Here is a 15,956-nt window from a genome sequence, read left to right as displayed (position 1 = left end):
CACTGTCGGCTTTTTTGTGCGCGCCCGATTTACTTGATCAAGCGCCAAGTGAATGGGTACCGATAAGCCACCCCCTCACCCGCCTTGACGCCGGCAATGATCGTCAGCACCAGCGCACCGATCGCCAGCAAGCCAAACATGAAGAAGCCGATGATCACAAACATCAGCAGGAAGCAGACCGCCGAGGCAATGGCGACGGTGAGCTGGAAGTTCAGCGCCTCCTTGCCCTGCGCATCGATGAAGGGATCCTTCTCGCGCTTCATCTGCCAGAGCACCAGCGGGCCGATCAGGGTACCGAACGGCACCCAGATCCCCAGCAAGGCGGACAGGTGACAAAACATCGCCCACTGACGCACCTCGTGAGAGGGGGTCGGTAGCGGCAGTTGATCATCACTCATAGCGCTCTCCTTGCTGGACGCCGGGGCAATCAGTCAGCCAGGGCTGCTTGCTGCAGTTGGAAAATCTCGGTCATGCCTTTCTGGGCCAGGGCCAGCATGGCGTTCAGCTCGGCCGGCTGGAATGGTGCGCCTTCGGCAGTGCCCTGCACTTCGATGAAACCACCGGTGCTGGTCATGACCACGTTGAGGTCAGTCTCGGCGGCCGAGTCTTCCAGGTAATCCAGGTCGAGCACCGGCTCGCCCTGATACATGCCCACGGACACCGCCGCGATCATCTGCTTGAGCGGATCGCCGCCTTTCAGGCCGCCACGCTTCTTGATGACTTTCAGCGCATCGACCAGGGCCACCATGGCACCGGTGATCGAGGCCGTGCGAGTGCCGCCATCCGCCTGGATAACATCGCAATCGACATACAAGGTCACGTCGCCCAGCTTGGACATGTCCAGCGCAGCGCGCAGGGAGCGACCGATCAAGCGCTGGATTTCCAGGGTCCGGCCACCCTGCTTGCCACGGCTGGCTTCACGCTGGTTACGCTCACCGGTGGCGCGCGGCAGCATGCCGTATTCGGCCGTCAACCAACCCTGGCCCTGGCCTTTGAGGAAGCGCGGCACGCCATTTTCAACGCTGACCGTGCAGATCACTTTGGTATCACCGAACTCGACCAGTACAGATCCCTCGGCGTGTTTGGTGTAGTTGCGGGTGATGCGGATCGAGCGGAGCTGATCGGCAACGCGACCACTTGGACGTTTCATAGGGGAACACCTGTACAGGGACGGAAAACTGCCGAGCATTATAAAGCCCGCAGCCACACCTGGGCACATCTAAAAAAGCCGGAACGCCGAGCGGGCCCGGAATCGGTGCACGGCGACGACCTGCAGCGCTTTGTCACACCGGCAGTTTGGGGGCGCCCATCGCACTGCGCTACAATCCTGCGCCTTCATAGCCTGTGGGCTTTAATTCATCACAATCAGGTCCGCCCACCCCCTTCTCGGCGGGCACCGGGCCTGAATCGGAGGTACCTCATGGTGCACAGCATGACCGCCTTCGCCCGGGTCGAACGGGCCGGCACTCAGGGCACCCTGAGCTGGGAACTGCGCTCGGTCAACAGCCGCTACCTGGAGCCGCACCTGCGCCTGCCGGAATCCTTTCGCGACCTCGAAGGCGCGGTACGTGAAGCCCTGCGCCAGGGTTTGTCCCGGGGCAAGCTGGAATGCACCCTGCGCTTTACCGAAGAAAGCACTGGCAAACCGCTGCAAGTGGACCGCGAGCGCGCCGCGCAACTGGTCGCGGCCGCCGAAACGATTGCCGGCCTGATCAAGAACCCGGCGGCGTTGAACCCACTGGAAGTCCTGGCCTGGCCCGGCGTGCTGGTGGGCGATGCCACAGACCCGCAAGCCCTGAATGCCGACGCATTGGCGCTGTTCAACCAGGGCCTGAAAGAACTCAAGGCCGGCCGCGAGCGCGAAGGCGCGGAGCTGGCCCGGCTGATCAATGAGCGCCTGACGTCTATTGAAGAAGATGTCGTGACCCTGCGTGAACTGGTCCCGCAGATGCTCGCCACCCAGCGCCAGAAAGTCCTCGACCGCTTTGCCGACATGAAAGCCGAGATGGACCCGCAGCGCCTGGAACAGGAAATGGTCATGCTCGCGCAAAAGAGCGACGTCGCCGAAGAACTGGACCGCCTGAGCACCCATATCATCGAAGTACGCCGCGTGCTCAAGTCCGGCGGCGCTGCCGGTCGGCGCCTGGACTTCCTGATGCAGGAACTGAACCGCGAAGCCAACACACTGGGCTCCAAGGCCTTCGATCCACGCAGCACCCAGGCGGCGGTCAACCTCAAGGTGTTGATCGAGCAGATGCGCGAACAAGTGCAGAACATTGAGTAAGGCAACCGACATGAACCACAGCACCGGCACCCTGTACATTATTTCCGCCCCCTCGGGCGCGGGCAAGAGCAGCCTGGTCAAGGCCCTGACTGACGCCAACCAGGAGATCCGCGTCTCGGTCTCCCACACCACCCGCGCCATGCGCCCCGGTGAGGTGAACGGCGTGAACTATCACTTCGTCGAACGCAGCGAGTTCGTGAAGATGATCGAACACGGGGATTTCCTCGAGCGCGCCGAAGTCTTCGGCAACCTCTACGGCACCTCGCAAAGCCATCTGCAGCAGACACTGGACGAAGGCCACGACCTGATTCTGGAAATCGACTGGCAGGGCGCCGAGCAGGTACGCAAGCTGATGCCCCAAGCCCGCTCGATTTTCATCCTGCCGCCGTCCCTGCAGGCTTTGCACCAGCGCCTGACCAACCGCGGCCAGGACAGTGACGAGATCATTGACGGCAGGATGCGTGAAGCGGTCAGCGAAATGAGCCACTACGTCGACTATGACTACCTGATCATCAACGACGATTTCGCCCATGCGCTGGACGACCTGAAAGCGATTTTCCGTGCCAATCAGCTCCAGCAAAAGCGCCAACAACAGCGTTTTGGCAAATTGCTAGCTGAATTGCTGGACTAAAACAGCGCTTCCCAAAACGGCTGCAAGCGCTTTACATTGGCGCTTGTAGCGTGTCGAAGGGCCTGGTTAAAAAATCAGCGCTTCCCTAATCGCTGGTGATTTTTTAAACTGTTGAGTCCGCTCGCCCATCCGGGCAGCGCGCATATTGCATTTGCTACGAGGAAGACCATGGCCCGCGTAACCGTTGAAGACTGCCTAGAACACGTGGATAACCGCTTTGAGCTGGTCATGCTCTCTACCAAGCGTGCCCGTCAACTGGCCACTGGCGGCAAAGAGCCGAAAGTTGCATGGGAAAACGACAAGCCTACCGTTGTCGCCTTGCGTGAAATTGCTGAAGGCCTGATCGACTACGCCGCTATCGCCGAAGCCGAAATCGTTGAAGACGAGCCGCTCTTTGCAGCGTTCGAGGACGAGTCCAACGAGACTGTATAAGCCCATGCCTGGTCGACGTAGCACGGCGCGGGATCACCGCTTGCGGCAGGAGTCAGCATGCCGAGCATAGACGCCCTCGCCGATCGCTTATCGACCTATCTCGGCACGGACCAGGTCAACCTGGTCCGCCGAGCGTATTTCTACGCCGAACAAGCCCACGACGGCCAACGCCGCCGCAGCGGCGAGGCGTACGTCACGCACCCATTAGCGGTCGCAAATATTCTTGCCGATATGCACATGGACCATCAGAGCCTGATGGCGGCCATGCTGCATGACGTGATTGAAGACACTGGTATTGCCAAAGAGGCGCTTTGCGCGCAGTTCGGCGAAACCGTCGCCGAACTGGTCGACGGGGTCAGCAAACTGACCCAGATGAACTTCGAGACCAAGGCCGAAGCCCAGGCTGAGAACTTCCAGAAAATGGCCATGGCCATGGCTCGCGACATTCGCGTGATCCTGGTCAAGCTGGCTGACCGCCTGCACAACATGCGGACCCTGGAAGTGCTGTCCGGCGAAAAACGCCGACGCATCGCCAAGGAAACCCTGGAAATCTACGCGCCCATCGCCAATCGCCTGGGCATGCACGCCATTCGCATCGAGTTCGAGGACCTAGGCTTCAAGGCCATGCACCCGATGCGTTCCGCGCGGATCTACCAGGCGGTCAAACGCGCCCGGGGCAACCGCAAGGAAATCGTCAACAAAATCGAAGAGTCCCTGAGCCACTGCCTGGCGATTGATGAAATCCAGGGCGAGGTCAGCGGGCGCCAGAAACACCTGTACGGCATCTACAAGAAGATGCGCGGCAAGCGTCGCGCCTTCAACGAGATCATGGATGTCTACGCATTCCGCATCATCGTCGACAAAGTAGACACCTGCTACCGCGTGCTCGGCGCTGTACATAATTTGTACAAACCGCTGCCCGGACGCTTCAAGGACTACATCGCCATTCCCAAGGCCAACGGCTACCAATCCCTGCATACCACGCTGTTTGGCATGCACGGCGTGCCGATCGAGATTCAGATCCGCACCCGGGAAATGGAAGAGATGGCCAACAACGGCATCGCCGCCCATTGGCTGTACAAATCCAGCGGCGATGAGCAGCCCAAAGGCACCCACGCCCGGGCTCGCCAATGGGTCAAAGGCGTGCTGGAAATGCAGCAGCGGGCCGGCAACTCCCTGGAATTCATCGAGAGCGTGAAGATCGACCTGTTCCCGGACGAGGTCTACGTGTTCACGCCCAAAGGCCGGATCATGGAGCTGCCCAAAGGCTCCACGGCGGTCGACTTCGCCTACGCGGTGCACACCGACGTCGGCAACAGCTGCATCGCCTGCCGCATCAACCGGCGCCTGGCGCCACTGTCCGAACCGCTGCAAAGCGGCTCCACGGTGGAAATCGTCAGCGCCCCGGGCGCCCGCCCGAACCCGGCCTGGCTCAACTTCGTGGTCACCGGCAAGGCCCGCACCCACATTCGTCACGCCCTGAAACTACAGCGTCGCTCCGAGTCCATCAGCCTCGGCGAACGCCTGCTGAACAAGGTACTCAACGGCTTCGACAGCGCCCTGGAAAAGATTCCGGCCGAGCGCATCCAAGCCATGCTCCACGAGTACCGCCTGGAACTGATCGAAGACCTGCTGGAAGACATCGGCCTGGGCAACCGCATGGCCTATGTGGTCGCCCGCCGCCTGCTGGGCGAAGGCGAACAACTGCCAAGCCCGGAAGGCCCGCTGGCTATTCGCGGTACCGAAGGCCTGGTGCTCAGCTACGCCAAGTGTTGCACGCCTATCCCCGGCGACCCGATTGTCGGCCACCTGTCCGCAGGCAAAGGGATGGTCGTGCACTTGGACAACTGCCGCAATATCAGTGAAATCCGCCACAACCCGGAAAAATGCATCCAGCTGTCCTGGGCCAAGGATGTCACCGGCGAATTCAACGTCGAACTGCGCGTCGAACTGGAACACCAGCGCGGCCTGATCGCCTTGCTGGCCAGTAGCGTCAATGCCGCCGACGGCAACATCGAGAAAATCAGCATGGACGAACGCGATGGTCGTATCAGCGTGGTCCAACTGGTGGTCAGCGTGCACGACCGCGTGCACCTGGCCCGCGTGATCAAGAAACTGCGCGCCCTGATCGGGGTTATCCGCATCACCCGCATGCGCGCGTAGCCCGCTCATTACAAGGAGTCATTCATGACCAAGACCGTTATCACCAGCGACAAGGCACCTGCCGCCATCGGCACCTATTCCCAGGCGATCAAGGCCGGCAACACCGTCTACATGTCGGGCCAGATCCCCCTCGATCCAAAAACCATGGAACTGGTAGAGGGCTTCGAAGCCCAGACCGTCCAGGTATTCGAGAACCTGAAATCCGTAGCTGAAGCCGCCGGCGGTTCGTTCAAGGACATCGTCAAGCTGAACATCTTCCTCACCGACCTGAGCCACTTCGCCAAGGTCAACGAGATCATGGGCAAGTACTTCGAACAGCCCTACCCTGCCCGCGCCGCCATCGGCGTGGCTGCCCTGCCAAAGGGCGCACAGGTTGAGATGGACGCCATCCTGGTCATCGAGTAACACATCCGGCGCAACCTCCCAGGTTGCGCGACTTCGTTCTGAAAGGATTTCCCCATGCGCAAAGCGCTAGCTCTTTCATTGCTCGCCCTGCTTCTCGGCGGCTGTGCCAGCGACCCTGCCAAGACGGACGTCAGCGGCACCTGGATCAACCAGGTGGCGATCGATGCAGCCTCCAAAGGCGGCCCTTTGCGTGAAGCCCTTCAGGCCTACGGCCCGAACCTGGAATGGGAAGTCAACACCAAGGCCGGCCAAGCGCGCTATACCAACGGTTTCGAGATCGCCGAAGGCAAGCTGCTGGGCGATGCATCCGGCACCTGGAAAGTCGATTTCTACGGCAGTGCCGGCACCGACTTGAAGCGTGACGGCAAGCAATTGCTGCAAGTGGCCAACGACAACGAACCGGAACAGGTCTTCGACCGCCCCAAGGACCCGGCTCCGGAAGGCGCTCCACTGGGCGCCAACTTCGAACGGGCCCTGTACTCGGCCTACCTGGGCGGTAGCTGGAAAATCCTCAGCGGCCCCGGCGAAGGCGGCACCGTGCAGTTCCAGGCCGATGGTGCGGTCCAAGGGCTGCCAGGTGCAGATCGCTTTGCCCTGTGCCTGGCAGGTGATTGCGCGTCCATGAGCGGCGGCAATGACAATGTCTGGCTGCAGCAGAACGGCCAGGGCAACCCGTGGATCTTTGTCCGCAAGGATCAACAGCTGGAGATCTACCAGGCCATCAACACGGCCCAGGCGGATGAAGTGCCCTCGCTGACCCCCGGCCCACGGCAATGGCTACTGCAAAAACAGTGACGCAAAAAAAGGAGCCCCAGGCTCCTTTTTCTTTAGCGGCTTAACGGCAGGCTCAGCACTTGCCTTCGAGAATTGCCGCATAACCCTCGCGATAACTCAGGTACCGAGGCACCCAGCCCAGCGCCCTGGCGCGCGCGTTGGTGCAGCGCTTGCTGCCGGCGCGACGCACACTGGCGTCCTCCGACCACTCGGTCACACCGAGGTATTCCCGCAGCCAGCCCACCACGTCCGCCAAGGGCGCCGGCGCGTCATCGACACCGATATAACAGTCATCCAACGCCTCGCCCCGCAGGTCCGCCTGTAGCAGAAAGGCCAGCAACCCCGCCGCATCGTCGGCATGAATGCGGTTGCCATACAGCGGCGGCTCCACGGCCACCCGATAACCCCGGCGCACTTGAGTCAGCAGCCATTCACGACCAGGCCCGTAAATTCCGGTCAAGCGCACCCGGCTGGCCGGAATGCCGCTATCGAGGGCCACCTGCTCCGCCTCCAGCATCAGCCGCCCCGAATACCCACTCGCTTCGGTGGGCGACGTTTCGTCCACCCACTCACCGTTCTTTTGCCCATACACGCTGCTGCTGGACACAAACAATAAGCGTCGCGGCCGCTGCCCGTGCTGCTTGAGCCAACCCAGCACATGCTGCAAACCCTCGATATATGCCGCTCGATAACCCGCCTCATCGTGATCGGTGGCGGCCGCGCAATACACCAGGTAATCCAGCTCATTGGCCGGCCAAGTCGGCGGGCATTGCTCGCTGAACAGATCGCCAGCCACCCCGATCACACCTTCCGGCAGGCGTGCGATGTTCCGGCGCAGGCCATGCACACGCCAGTTCAGGCCGAGCAATTGAGTCGCCAGCCGGCTGCCGACATCACCACAGCCCGCGATCAAAACAGAAGGGACGGCCATCAAAAAACTCCGTTCATAAAAGGTGGCACCCGCCGCGACAATGGACGAACGGCTGGAAGTGAAAGAAAAAAAGATACTCTATTACTTTTGTTAACAAGAATTAATTGCAATAATACGCACCCATTTGTTCTCGGCCCCACGAGGCCTAGAAGGACATCTACCTCTTTCCCTCTTAGGTCCGGCCAGCATGACAAGCAATCAACTCTCCGCCTCGCCAAGCAAACGCCCAAGCCCGATGCGCGCCATGAGCGCAGTTGCCGCGCTGTTGTGCAGCCTGTTGCTGGCACCCACGGCAGCCCTTGCCGACGCCCAGGCACCTGCCACTCCGCCAGCCGCCGCTGCTGCCGCGCCGGCACCCGCCGATCATACAGCGCCGGCTGCCGCTGCACAGGCCACCGACCCTGTGCTGGCCGAAGGCGACGTCGCTGACGACACCAATGAAGTCCTCGAAGCCGACAACACCCTGGGCATGGCCCACGACCTGTCGCCGTGGGGCATGTACCAAAACGCCGATATCATCGTGAAACTGGTGATGATTGGCCTGGCCATCGCTTCGATCATCACCTGGACCATCTGGATCGCCAAAGGCCTGGAGTTGATGGGCGCCAAACGCCGCCTGCGTAAAGAAATCCTGGCCCTGAAACAAGCCACCACCCTCAAGGAAGCCAGCGCCAGCGCCACCAAAGAAGGCACCCTGGCCAACCTGCTGGTCCACGATGCCCTGGAAGAAATGCGCCTCTCGGTCAACAGCCGCGAGAAAGAAGGCATCAAGGAACGCGTCAGCTTCCGTCTTGAGCGCCTGGTAGCCGCCTGCGGCCGCAACATGAGCAGCGGCACCGGCGTACTCGCCACCATCGGTTCCACCGCGCCGTTCGTCGGCCTGTTCGGTACCGTGTGGGGCATCATGAACAGCTTTATCGGCATCGCCAAAACCCAGACCACCAACCTTGCTGTCGTGGCCCCCGGCATCGCCGAAGCCCTGCTGGCTACCGCTTTGGGTCTGGTCGCTGCGATCCCTGCGGTGGTGATCTACAACGTCTTCGCCCGCTCCATCACCGGTTACAAGGCCCAGGTGTCCGACGCCTCGGCTGAAGTCCTGCTGCTGGTCAGCCGTGATCTGGATCACGCGCCAGGCGAGCGTTCCGCACAACCGCACATGGTGAAAGTGGGGTAATTAGCCATGGGCCTGCATTTAAAAGAAGGCGCGGCCGACGACCTCGCCGAGAACCACGAAATCAACGTCACGCCGTTTATCGACGTGATGTTGGTACTGCTGATCATCTTCATGGTCGCGGCGCCCCTGGCGACCGTGGACATCAAGGTTGACTTGCCTGCTTCCACCGCCAAACCGGCACCACGCCCGGAAAAACCGGTGTTTCTCAGCGTCAAGGCCGACCAGCGCCTGTTCCTAGGCGAAGACGAAGTGAAGGCCGAAGCCCTCGGTGCCACCCTCGACGCCCGGACTCAAGGCAAGAAGGACACGACGATCTTCTTCCAGGCTGATAAAGGCGTGGATTACGGCGACCTGATGAGTGTGATGGATGCCCTGCGGGCCGCCGGATACCTGAAAGTCGGCCTGGTCGGACTCGAGACGGCAGCCAAGAAATGATCACGACGCGCCAAAAGCTGACGCGTTACAGCGGTAGCCTGGCGGTGGTGCTGGGCGTCCATGGAGTGGCGATTCTGCTTGCCCTCAATTGGTCGCGCCCGCAGCCGGTGGAGCTGCCTCCGCAAGCGATGATGGTCGAGTTGGCGCCGATTCCGGCCCCGCCTCCGCCCGCGCCGCCCAAGGTCGTAACGCCACCGCAGCCTCCTGCTCCGGTTGAAGAACTGCCGCTGCCGAAACTCGCTGAAGCACCGAAACCCACGATTTCCGTGCCCAAGCCGGTCAAGCCCAAACCCAAGCCGCAACCCCCCAAGCCGCTGGAGAAAAAACTCGAGCCGCCGAAGGAAAAGCCGACTGAGGATCCGCCCAGCGACGCCCCCACCGTAGCGCCGGCCACCAAGTCTGCCGCTCCGGCACCGGGCCCTTCGCCGTCGCAGATTGCCGCCAAGGAAAGCTGGCAAGGCACCCTGCTGGCCCACCTGGCCAAGTACAAGAAATACCCGCCAGGCGCCCAGTCCCGTGGCAAGGAGGGCTTGAACCGTCTGCGCTTCGTGGTCGATGCCGAAGGCAAGGTGCTGTCCTACGAGTTGGTGGGCCGCTCCGGCAACGCCGACCTGGACCGGGCCACCCTGGAAATGATCCGCCGCGCCCAGCCGCTGCCCAAGCCGCCGGCCGACATGCTCAACAACGGCTCGATCGAGATCGTCGCGCCCTTCGTTTACTCCCTGGAGAAACGTCGCCGCTGAGTCAGGCCTGCGCACGCGTGTACAAAGAAGCAAACACCAAGGCACCCCACAGGTGCCTTTTGTGTATCTGGGCCCGACAACCACGGATTGCCCAGTGTCACAGTGCGCACTCACTCTGATAACGTGCGTCTATCGGTTGCAGCCGGTATGCTTGGCCCGCAATCCCATGGACGCCCGCTATGACTCTTACAGAATTGCGCTACATCGTTACCCTCGCCCAAGAGCAGCACTTCGGTCATGCGGCCGAGCGTTGCCACGTCAGCCAGCCGACCCTGTCGGTAGGCGTGAAAAAGCTTGAAGACGAACTCGGTGTGCTGATTTTCGAACGCAGCAAGAGCGCGGTGCGTCTGACGCCGGTGGGCGAAGGCATCGTCGCCCAGGCGCAAAAGGTCCTGGAACAGGCCCAAGGCATTCGCGAACTGGCCCAAGCCGGCAAGAACCAGCTGACCGCACCGCTGAAAGTCGGCGCGATCTACACCGTCGGCCCTTACCTGTTTCCGCACCTGATCCCACAACTGCACCGGGTCGCCCCGCAGATGCCGTTGTACATCGAAGAAAACTTCACCCACATCCTGCGAGACAAGCTGCGCAACGGCGAGCTGGACGCGATCATCATCGCCCTGCCCTTCAATGAAGCCGACGTGCTGACCCTGCAGCTGTACGACGAGCCCTTCTACGTCCTGATGCCCAGCGGCCACGCCTGGACCAAGAAGGAAACCATCGACGCCAGCCTGCTCAACGACAAGAGCCTGCTGCTGTTGGGCGAAGGCCACTGCTTCCGTGACCAGGTCCTGGAAGCCTGCCCGACCCTGACCAAAGGCAACGACGGCGCCAAGCACACCACGGTGGAATCCAGTTCCCTGGAAACCATCCGCCACATGGTCGCCTCCGGCCTGGGCATCTCGATCCTGCCGCTGTCGGCGGTGGACAGCCATCACTACGCCCCGGGCGTGATTGAAGTGCGCCCCCTGACGCCGCCGGTGCCGTTCCGCACCGTGGCGATCGCCTGGCGCGCCAGCTTCCCACGGCCCAAAGCCATCGAAATCCTCGCCGACTCGATCCGCCTGTGCTCGGTGGCCAAGCCGCCCGCCGCCAGTTAAGCCGACGCAATGACTGAGCTGTCGAACGTGCCGGTCACGGCACTCAAGGGCGTCGGCGAAGCCATGGCCGAGAAGCTGGCCAAGGTCGGCCTGGAAAACCTGCAAGACGTGCTGTTCCATCTGCCCCTGCGCTACCAGGACCGCACCCGGGTGGTGCCCATCGGCGCCTTGCGCCCGGGCCAGGATGCGGTGATCGAAGGCACCGTCAGCGGCGCAGACGTGGTCATGGGCAAGCGCCGCAGCCTGCTGGTGCGCCTGCAGGACGGCACCGGTGGCTTGAGCCTGCGCTTCTACCATTTCAGCAACGCCCAGAAAGACGGCCTGAAGCGCGGCACCCGCGTGCGCTGCTACGGCGAAGCCCGGCCGGGCGCCTCGGGGCTGGAGATCTACCACCCGGAATACCGCGCCATCAGTGGCGATGAACCGCCGCCGGTGGACCAGACCCTGACCCCCATCTACCCACTGACCGAAGGCCTGACCCAACAGCGCCTGCGCCAGTTGTGCCAGCAGAGCCTGGCCCTGCTCGGCCCCAGCAGCCTGCCCGACTGGCTGCCGGAAGAACTGGCCCGGGACTATCAACTGGCGCCCCTGGACGATGCGATCCGCTACCTGCATCACCCGCCCGCCGACGCCGATGTCGACGAACTGGCCCTGGGTCACCACTGGGCCCAGCATCGCCTGGCCTTCGAAGAATTGCTGACCCACCAACTGTCCCAGCAACGCCTGCGCGAGAGCCTGCGCTCCCTGCGTGCCCCAGCGCTGCCGGTGGCGAAAAAACTTCCGGGCCACTACCTGAGCAACCTGGGCTTTCCGCCCACTGGCGCCCAGCAGCGGGTCGGCAACGAAATCGCCTACGACCTCAGCCAACCCGAGCCCATGCTGCGCCTGATCCAGGGCGACGTCGGCGCGGGCAAGACCGTGGTCGCCGCCCTGGCCGCCCTGCAAGCCCTGGAAGCCGGTTACCAGGTGGCGCTGATGGCGCCCACCGAGATCCTCGCCGAGCAGCACTTCATCACCTTCAAGCGCTGGCTCGAACCCCTGGGCCTGGAGGTCGCCTGGCTGGCGGGCAAGCTCAAGGGCAAGAACCGCACCGCCGCCCTGGAACAGATCGCCGGCGGCACGCCGATGGTGGTGGGCACCCATGCCTTGTTCCAGGACGAGGTGCGCTTCAAGAACCTGGCCCTGGTGATCATCGACGAACAGCACCGCTTCGGCGTGCAGCAGCGCCTGGCCCTGCGCCAGAAAGGCGTGGGCGGACGCATGTGCCCGCACCAGTTGATCATGACCGCCACGCCGATTCCTCGGACCCTGGCCATGAGCGCCTACGCCGACCTGGACACCTCGGTGCTCGACGAACTGCCCCCCGGCCGTACCCCGGTGAACACCGTACTGGTGACCGACAGCCGCCGCGTCGAAGTGATCGAGCGGGTGCGGGCCGCCTGCGCCGAAGGCCGACAAGCCTATTGGGTCTGTACCCTGATCGAAGAATCCGAAGAACTTACCTGCCAGGCGGCGGAGACCACCTTCGAAGACCTCACCAGCGCCCTCGGCGAGCTGCGGGTCGGGCTGATTCACGGGCGCATGAAGCCGGTGGAAAAAGCCGCGGTGATGGCCGAATTCAAGGCCGGCAACCTGCAACTGCTGGTGGCCACCACGGTGATCGAGGTCGGCGTCGACGTGCCCAACGCCAGCCTGATGATCATCGAGAACCCCGAGCGCCTGGGCCTGGCCCAATTGCACCAGTTGCGTGGCCGGGTCGGTCGCGGCAGCGCCGCCAGCCACTGCGTGCTGCTGTACCACCCGCCGCTGTCGCAGATCGGCCGGCAACGCCTGGGCATCATGCGCGAAACCAACGACGGCTTCGTCATCGCCGAAAAGGACCTGGAACTGCGCGGCCCCGGGGAAATGCTCGGCACCCGCCAGACCGGCCTGCTGCAATTCAAGGTCGCCGACCTGATGCGCGACGCCGACCTGCTGCCCGCAGTGCGTGACGCCGCCCAGGCCTTGATCGAACGCTGGCCCCATCACGTCAGCCCATTGCTGGAGCGCTGGTTGCGCCACGGCCAGCAGTACGGCCAAGTGTGAACCGCGTCTCAGTTAATGGACCATCGACCTAACCAAGCTGGTTATACTCTTCACCTTGTAGAAAAACGGATACAGGCCATGACAGAAGTTGCCCTCGCCACTGCAACCCCGCACGCTCCGTCTGTTATCCGGTTGCTGCTCGGCCAGCTGGCCATCAGTTACAGCGAAGTCGCTGATCGCCCCGGACTGCCTGCCGAGCGCAAGGTCCAGGCCGTGCTGCTGGACGATGCCGTGGGTGCCCTCATGGTGCTGTTCCCGCAAAGCCAGTTGCTGGACCTCAACCGCCTGGCCGAACTCACGGGCCGGCGCCTCACTGCGGTGTCCACCGAACGCCTGGAGCGCATGCTCGGCAAGCACAGCCTGAGCCTGCTGCCGGGTTTGCCTGCACTGACCAGCTCGCCGTGCCTGTATGAAGAAAGCCTGCTGCGTGAACCCAGCCTGCTGATCAATTCCGGCGAGCCTGGCCTGCTCCTGGAAATCACCCGCGACGACTTCAAGAGCATGCTGAGCAAGGCCAGCGCGGCGAATTTCGGCGAGCCCCTGGCGACCATCCGCCCCAACCTCGACCGCCCGGACGATGACCGCGAGGAAATCTCCCAGGCCATGCAGGCCTTCACCGCGCGGCGCATCCAGCAGCGCCTGGAAGCCACCATCGAGATTCCACCCCTGGCCGAAACGGCGCAGAAGATCATCAAGCTGCGGGTCGACCCTAACGCCACCATCGACGACATCACCGGCGTGGTGGAAACCGACCCGGCCCTGGCTGCCCAGGTGGTGAGCTGGGCAGCATCGCCCTACTACGCGTCACCCGGCAAGATCCGCTCGGTGGAAGACGCCATCGTCCGTGTGCTGGGCTTTGACCTGGTGATCAACCTGGCCCTGGGCCTGGCGCTGGGCAAGACCCTGAGCCTGCCCAAAGACCAGCCACAGCAAGCCACGCCGTACTGGCAGCAATCGATCTACACCGCCGCGGTGATCGAGGGCCTGACCCGTGCCATGCCCCGGGCCCAGCGCCCAGAGTCGGGCCTGACCTACCTGGCCGGCCTGCTGCACAACTTCGGCTACCTGCTGCTGGCCCACGTGTTCCCGCCGCACTTCTCGCTGATCTGCCGCCACCTGGAGGTCAACCCGCACCTGTGCCACAGCTACGTGGAACAGCACCTGCTGGGCATCAGCCGGGAACAGATCGGTGCCTGGCTGATGCGCTACTGGGACATGCCGGACGAGCTGTCCACGGCCCTGCGTTTCCAGCATGACCCCAGCTACGACGGCGCCTACGCCGAGTACCCGAACCTGGTGTGCCTGGCCGTGCGCCTGCTGCGCAGCCGTGGCATCGGCTCGGGCCCGGACGAACAGATCCCCGACGCCATGCTTGAGCGCCTGGGCCTGACCCGGGACAAGGCCGAAGACGTAGTCAGCAAAGTGCTGGAAGCTGAAGTCCTGCTGCGCGAACTGGCCTCCCAGTTCAGCCAAGCCTAACCCCCCAATGTAGGAGCTGGCTCGCCAGCGATAGCGTCCGCAAGATCGCCATCGCCGGCAAGCTGTTGTGGCTCAATATTCCTGGACCACTCTGTAGGAGTTTCAACCTAAGGAAGCATCATGGGATTTCGGGTTGTTAGCGCCGAAGAAAAGGCTGAAGCCATTCGCTTGGTCGTTGAGATGAATTACTCGGTGCCTAAGGCATGTGAGCAAACTGGGGTTGGTCCTACAGCCCTGCGACGCTGGGTCGCCAGATGGCGCAAGGAGCATGAAGGAGCCTTGCTGCCCACACGCCCTCAGGACCAGGAACTGATTGATTCACTGCAGGCCAGGCTCGCCCTATTGGAAGCCGAGAATAGCGTCCTAAAAAAGCAATTGCCCTCTCATCTGAAGGTGCTGTTCGGCCGAATCAAATGATTGAGGGTTTGAAAGGACAGCTCTCCATTCGGCGCTGCTGCCGACTTATGGGCGTGCCTCGCAGTAGCTATTACGTCAAGCCCGTGGCCCGGTCTGAACCTAGGCTCGAGCGGCAACTGGAAAAGACCATTCGGCAGTTGCACCGGGAGCATCGAGGTGCTCTGGGCGCCCGGGGATTTGCCAGGGAGCTCAAAAAGCAGGGCGTAGTGGTTGGACGCCATCGTATGGGCCGTCTGATGAAAAACCTTGGACTGGTCAGACGACGAGCCCGTTACGCTCACTATCGTCGAACCGGAAAGCCCAGCAATACCGCAGCCAATGTCCTTGATCGTCGCTTTAATCCGGCATCCCCCAATACGTTTTGGGCCGGTGACATCACTTACATTCGCGTTGGTGGAAGCTGGCTATACCTGGCAATTGTGATGGATCTGTTTTCACGTCGGATCGTCGGCTGGGCCTTTTCCAGGACCGCCGATGCCGAGCTGTCACTCAAGGCGTTGCGGCTGGCTGTTGGCATACGTCGACCCGGTTCAGCGCTGGTATTCCACTCGGACCAGGGATGCCAATACACCGCGGATCGCTTTGTCGAATACCTGGCTGAGAAGCAGATCGTGCATAGCATGAGTCGACGCGCAAACTGCTGGGACAACGCGGTGGTGGAGCGTTATTTCCGGACACTGAAACACGATTGGTCGCCTGAAAATGGCTACCAGAATCACTTCGAGGCGCAGAAGGATGTGATGGATTTCATTGCCCATTACAACCATCGGCGTTGCCACAGCGCCTCGAACGATCTGCCGCCCGCTGCTTTTGAAAGGCTCGCGGCCTAATGCTCCTACAGAGTGGTCCAAAAAAGCTGGACCACTACAAGCCGGCTCCTACAACAGCGGCAATCACCCGCAC

Annotated in this window: 17 protein-coding genes; 14 read left to right on the top strand and 3 right to left on the bottom strand. The window is 62.3% G+C overall.

Annotated features, from left to right (window positions below; all coding sequences use genetic code 11):
- Window positions 1-29 precede the first annotated feature (29 nt).
- Together M1B35_RS28305 and rph are read right to left on the bottom strand one after the other, a co-directional pair.
- Window positions 30-398: a DUF4870 domain-containing protein gene (locus tag M1B35_RS28305; protein ID WP_123327835.1), complete on the bottom strand. Its 369-nt coding sequence runs from the start codon at window positions 396-398 to the stop codon at window positions 30-32.
- A 29-nt stretch (window positions 399-427) separates the two neighbouring features.
- Entirely contained in the window at window positions 428-1,150 is a 723-nt protein-coding gene (gene rph, locus M1B35_RS28300; protein WP_123327836.1) for a ribonuclease PH, read from the bottom strand.
- Window positions 1,151-1,420: 270 nt separating this feature from the next.
- Between rph and M1B35_RS28295 the strand changes: the two genes are divergently transcribed.
- From M1B35_RS28295 to M1B35_RS28270, 6 genes are all read left to right on the top strand, one after another.
- Window positions 1,421-2,284, top strand: coding sequence for a YicC/YloC family endoribonuclease (locus tag M1B35_RS28295; RefSeq protein WP_123327837.1), 864 nt, complete (start codon window positions 1,421-1,423; stop codon window positions 2,282-2,284).
- Between the two features lie 10 nt (window positions 2,285-2,294).
- Window positions 2,295-2,915: a guanylate kinase gene (gene gmk, locus M1B35_RS28290; protein WP_123327838.1), complete on the top strand. Its 621-nt coding sequence runs from the start codon at window positions 2,295-2,297 to the stop codon at window positions 2,913-2,915.
- Window positions 2,916-3,083: 168 nt separating this feature from the next.
- Window positions 3,084-3,347 carry a DNA-directed RNA polymerase subunit omega gene (rpoZ, locus tag M1B35_RS28285; RefSeq protein ID WP_025130817.1) on the top strand — a complete coding sequence of 88 codons (264 nt, stop codon included), beginning with the start codon at window positions 3,084-3,086 and terminating at the stop codon, window positions 3,345-3,347.
- A gap of 57 nt (window positions 3,348-3,404) precedes the next feature.
- Window positions 3,405-5,510, top strand: a complete 2,106-nt coding sequence (gene spoT / locus M1B35_RS28280; protein WP_123327839.1) for a bifunctional GTP diphosphokinase/guanosine-3',5'-bis pyrophosphate 3'-pyrophosphohydrolase — start codon at window positions 3,405-3,407, stop codon at window positions 5,508-5,510.
- A 24-nt stretch (window positions 5,511-5,534) separates the two neighbouring features.
- On the top strand, window positions 5,535-5,915 hold the full coding sequence (locus M1B35_RS28275) for a RidA family protein (RefSeq protein WP_003176922.1): 381 nt from the start codon (window positions 5,535-5,537) through the stop codon (window positions 5,913-5,915).
- A 54-nt stretch (window positions 5,916-5,969) separates the two neighbouring features.
- A complete protein-coding gene (locus M1B35_RS28270; RefSeq protein ID WP_268263696.1) occupies window positions 5,970-6,710 on the top strand; it encodes a hypothetical protein in 741 nt (246 codons plus the stop codon).
- A 52-nt stretch (window positions 6,711-6,762) separates the two neighbouring features.
- Here M1B35_RS28270 and M1B35_RS28265 read toward each other — a convergent pair whose 3' ends face one another.
- The gene (locus M1B35_RS28265; RefSeq protein ID WP_123327841.1) at window positions 6,763-7,620 is read right to left on the bottom strand and encodes an NAD-dependent epimerase/dehydratase family protein; all 858 of its coding nucleotides are present in this window, start codon (window positions 7,618-7,620) and stop codon (window positions 6,763-6,765) included.
- A gap of 187 nt (window positions 7,621-7,807) precedes the next feature.
- Between M1B35_RS28265 and exbB the strand changes: the two genes are divergently transcribed.
- The 8 genes from exbB (at window position 7,808) to M1B35_RS28225 (ending at window position 15,883) form a co-directional block, all read left to right on the top strand.
- Window positions 7,808-8,794, top strand: coding sequence for a tonB-system energizer ExbB (exbB, locus tag M1B35_RS28260; RefSeq protein WP_268263695.1), 987 nt, complete (start codon window positions 7,808-7,810; stop codon window positions 8,792-8,794).
- A gap of 6 nt (window positions 8,795-8,800) precedes the next feature.
- Window positions 8,801-9,229, top strand: a complete 429-nt coding sequence (gene exbD / locus M1B35_RS28255; protein WP_268263694.1) for a TonB system transport protein ExbD — start codon at window positions 8,801-8,803, stop codon at window positions 9,227-9,229.
- A complete protein-coding gene (locus M1B35_RS28250; RefSeq protein WP_123327844.1) occupies window positions 9,226-9,972 on the top strand; it encodes a TonB family protein in 747 nt (248 codons plus the stop codon). Before exbD ends, M1B35_RS28250 begins: the two co-directional genes overlap by 4 nt.
- Window positions 9,973-10,151: 179 nt before the next feature.
- A complete protein-coding gene (locus M1B35_RS28245; protein ID WP_123327845.1) occupies window positions 10,152-11,072 on the top strand; it encodes a hydrogen peroxide-inducible genes activator in 921 nt (306 codons plus the stop codon).
- A gap of 9 nt (window positions 11,073-11,081) precedes the next feature.
- Complete coding sequence (recG, locus tag M1B35_RS28240) at window positions 11,082-13,157, top strand: ATP-dependent DNA helicase RecG (protein WP_123327846.1); 2,076 nt, start codon at window positions 11,082-11,084, stop codon at window positions 13,155-13,157.
- 78 nt (window positions 13,158-13,235) lie between these two features.
- Complete coding sequence (locus M1B35_RS28235; RefSeq protein ID WP_123327847.1) at window positions 13,236-14,636, top strand: aminoacyl-tRNA deacylase and HDOD domain-containing protein; 1,401 nt, start codon at window positions 13,236-13,238, stop codon at window positions 14,634-14,636.
- A 120-nt stretch (window positions 14,637-14,756) separates the two neighbouring features.
- Window positions 14,757-15,053, top strand: coding sequence for a transposase (locus M1B35_RS28230; protein ID WP_268263693.1), 297 nt, complete (start codon window positions 14,757-14,759; stop codon window positions 15,051-15,053).
- The gene (locus tag M1B35_RS28225; RefSeq protein WP_341870166.1) at window positions 15,050-15,883 is read left to right on the top strand and encodes an IS3 family transposase; all 834 of its coding nucleotides are present in this window, start codon (window positions 15,050-15,052) and stop codon (window positions 15,881-15,883) included. The genes M1B35_RS28230 and M1B35_RS28225 overlap by 4 nt, the downstream gene beginning before the upstream one ends.
- Window positions 15,884-15,956: the final 73 nt, after the last annotated feature.

The sequence above is a fragment of the Pseudomonas morbosilactucae genome, from assembly GCF_023241665.1.
Classification (GTDB): Bacteria; Pseudomonadota; Gammaproteobacteria; order Pseudomonadales; family Pseudomonadaceae; genus Aquipseudomonas; species Aquipseudomonas morbosilactucae.
Note: the sequence above shows the minus strand (reverse complement) of the source record. Positions and strands in the feature narration are given on the sequence as shown.

Bases quoted from the DNA above. Each gene is read 5' to 3' on its own strand.
- M1B35_RS28305 (WP_123327835.1), bottom strand. From the start codon at position 398: ATGAGTGATGATCAACTGCCGCTACCGACCCCCTCTCACGAGGTGCGT.
- rph (WP_123327836.1), bottom strand. From the start codon at position 1,150: ATGAAACGTCCAAGTGGTCGCGTTGCCGATCAGCTCCGCTCGATCCGC.
- M1B35_RS28295 (WP_123327837.1), top strand. From the start codon at position 1,421: ATGGTGCACAGCATGACCGCCTTCGCCCGGGTCGAACGGGCCGGCACT.
- gmk (WP_123327838.1), top strand. From the start codon at position 2,295: ATGAACCACAGCACCGGCACCCTGTACATTATTTCCGCCCCCTCGGGC.
- rpoZ (WP_025130817.1), top strand. From the start codon at position 3,084: ATGGCCCGCGTAACCGTTGAAGACTGCCTAGAACACGTGGATAACCGC.
- spoT (WP_123327839.1), top strand. From the start codon at position 3,405: ATGCCGAGCATAGACGCCCTCGCCGATCGCTTATCGACCTATCTCGGC.
- M1B35_RS28275 (WP_003176922.1), top strand. From the start codon at position 5,535: ATGACCAAGACCGTTATCACCAGCGACAAGGCACCTGCCGCCATCGGC.
- M1B35_RS28270 (WP_268263696.1), top strand. From the start codon at position 5,970: ATGCGCAAAGCGCTAGCTCTTTCATTGCTCGCCCTGCTTCTCGGCGGC.
- M1B35_RS28265 (WP_123327841.1), bottom strand. From the start codon at position 7,620: ATGGCCGTCCCTTCTGTTTTGATCGCGGGCTGTGGTGATGTCGGCAGC.
- exbB (WP_268263695.1), top strand. From the start codon at position 7,808: ATGACAAGCAATCAACTCTCCGCCTCGCCAAGCAAACGCCCAAGCCCG.
- exbD (WP_268263694.1), top strand. From the start codon at position 8,801: ATGGGCCTGCATTTAAAAGAAGGCGCGGCCGACGACCTCGCCGAGAAC.
- M1B35_RS28250 (WP_123327844.1), top strand. From the start codon at position 9,226: ATGATCACGACGCGCCAAAAGCTGACGCGTTACAGCGGTAGCCTGGCG.
- M1B35_RS28245 (WP_123327845.1), top strand. From the start codon at position 10,152: ATGACTCTTACAGAATTGCGCTACATCGTTACCCTCGCCCAAGAGCAG.
- recG (WP_123327846.1), top strand. From the start codon at position 11,082: ATGACTGAGCTGTCGAACGTGCCGGTCACGGCACTCAAGGGCGTCGGC.
- M1B35_RS28235 (WP_123327847.1), top strand. From the start codon at position 13,236: ATGACAGAAGTTGCCCTCGCCACTGCAACCCCGCACGCTCCGTCTGTT.
- M1B35_RS28230 (WP_268263693.1), top strand. From the start codon at position 14,757: ATGGGATTTCGGGTTGTTAGCGCCGAAGAAAAGGCTGAAGCCATTCGC.
- M1B35_RS28225 (WP_341870166.1), top strand. From the start codon at position 15,050: ATGATTGAGGGTTTGAAAGGACAGCTCTCCATTCGGCGCTGCTGCCGA.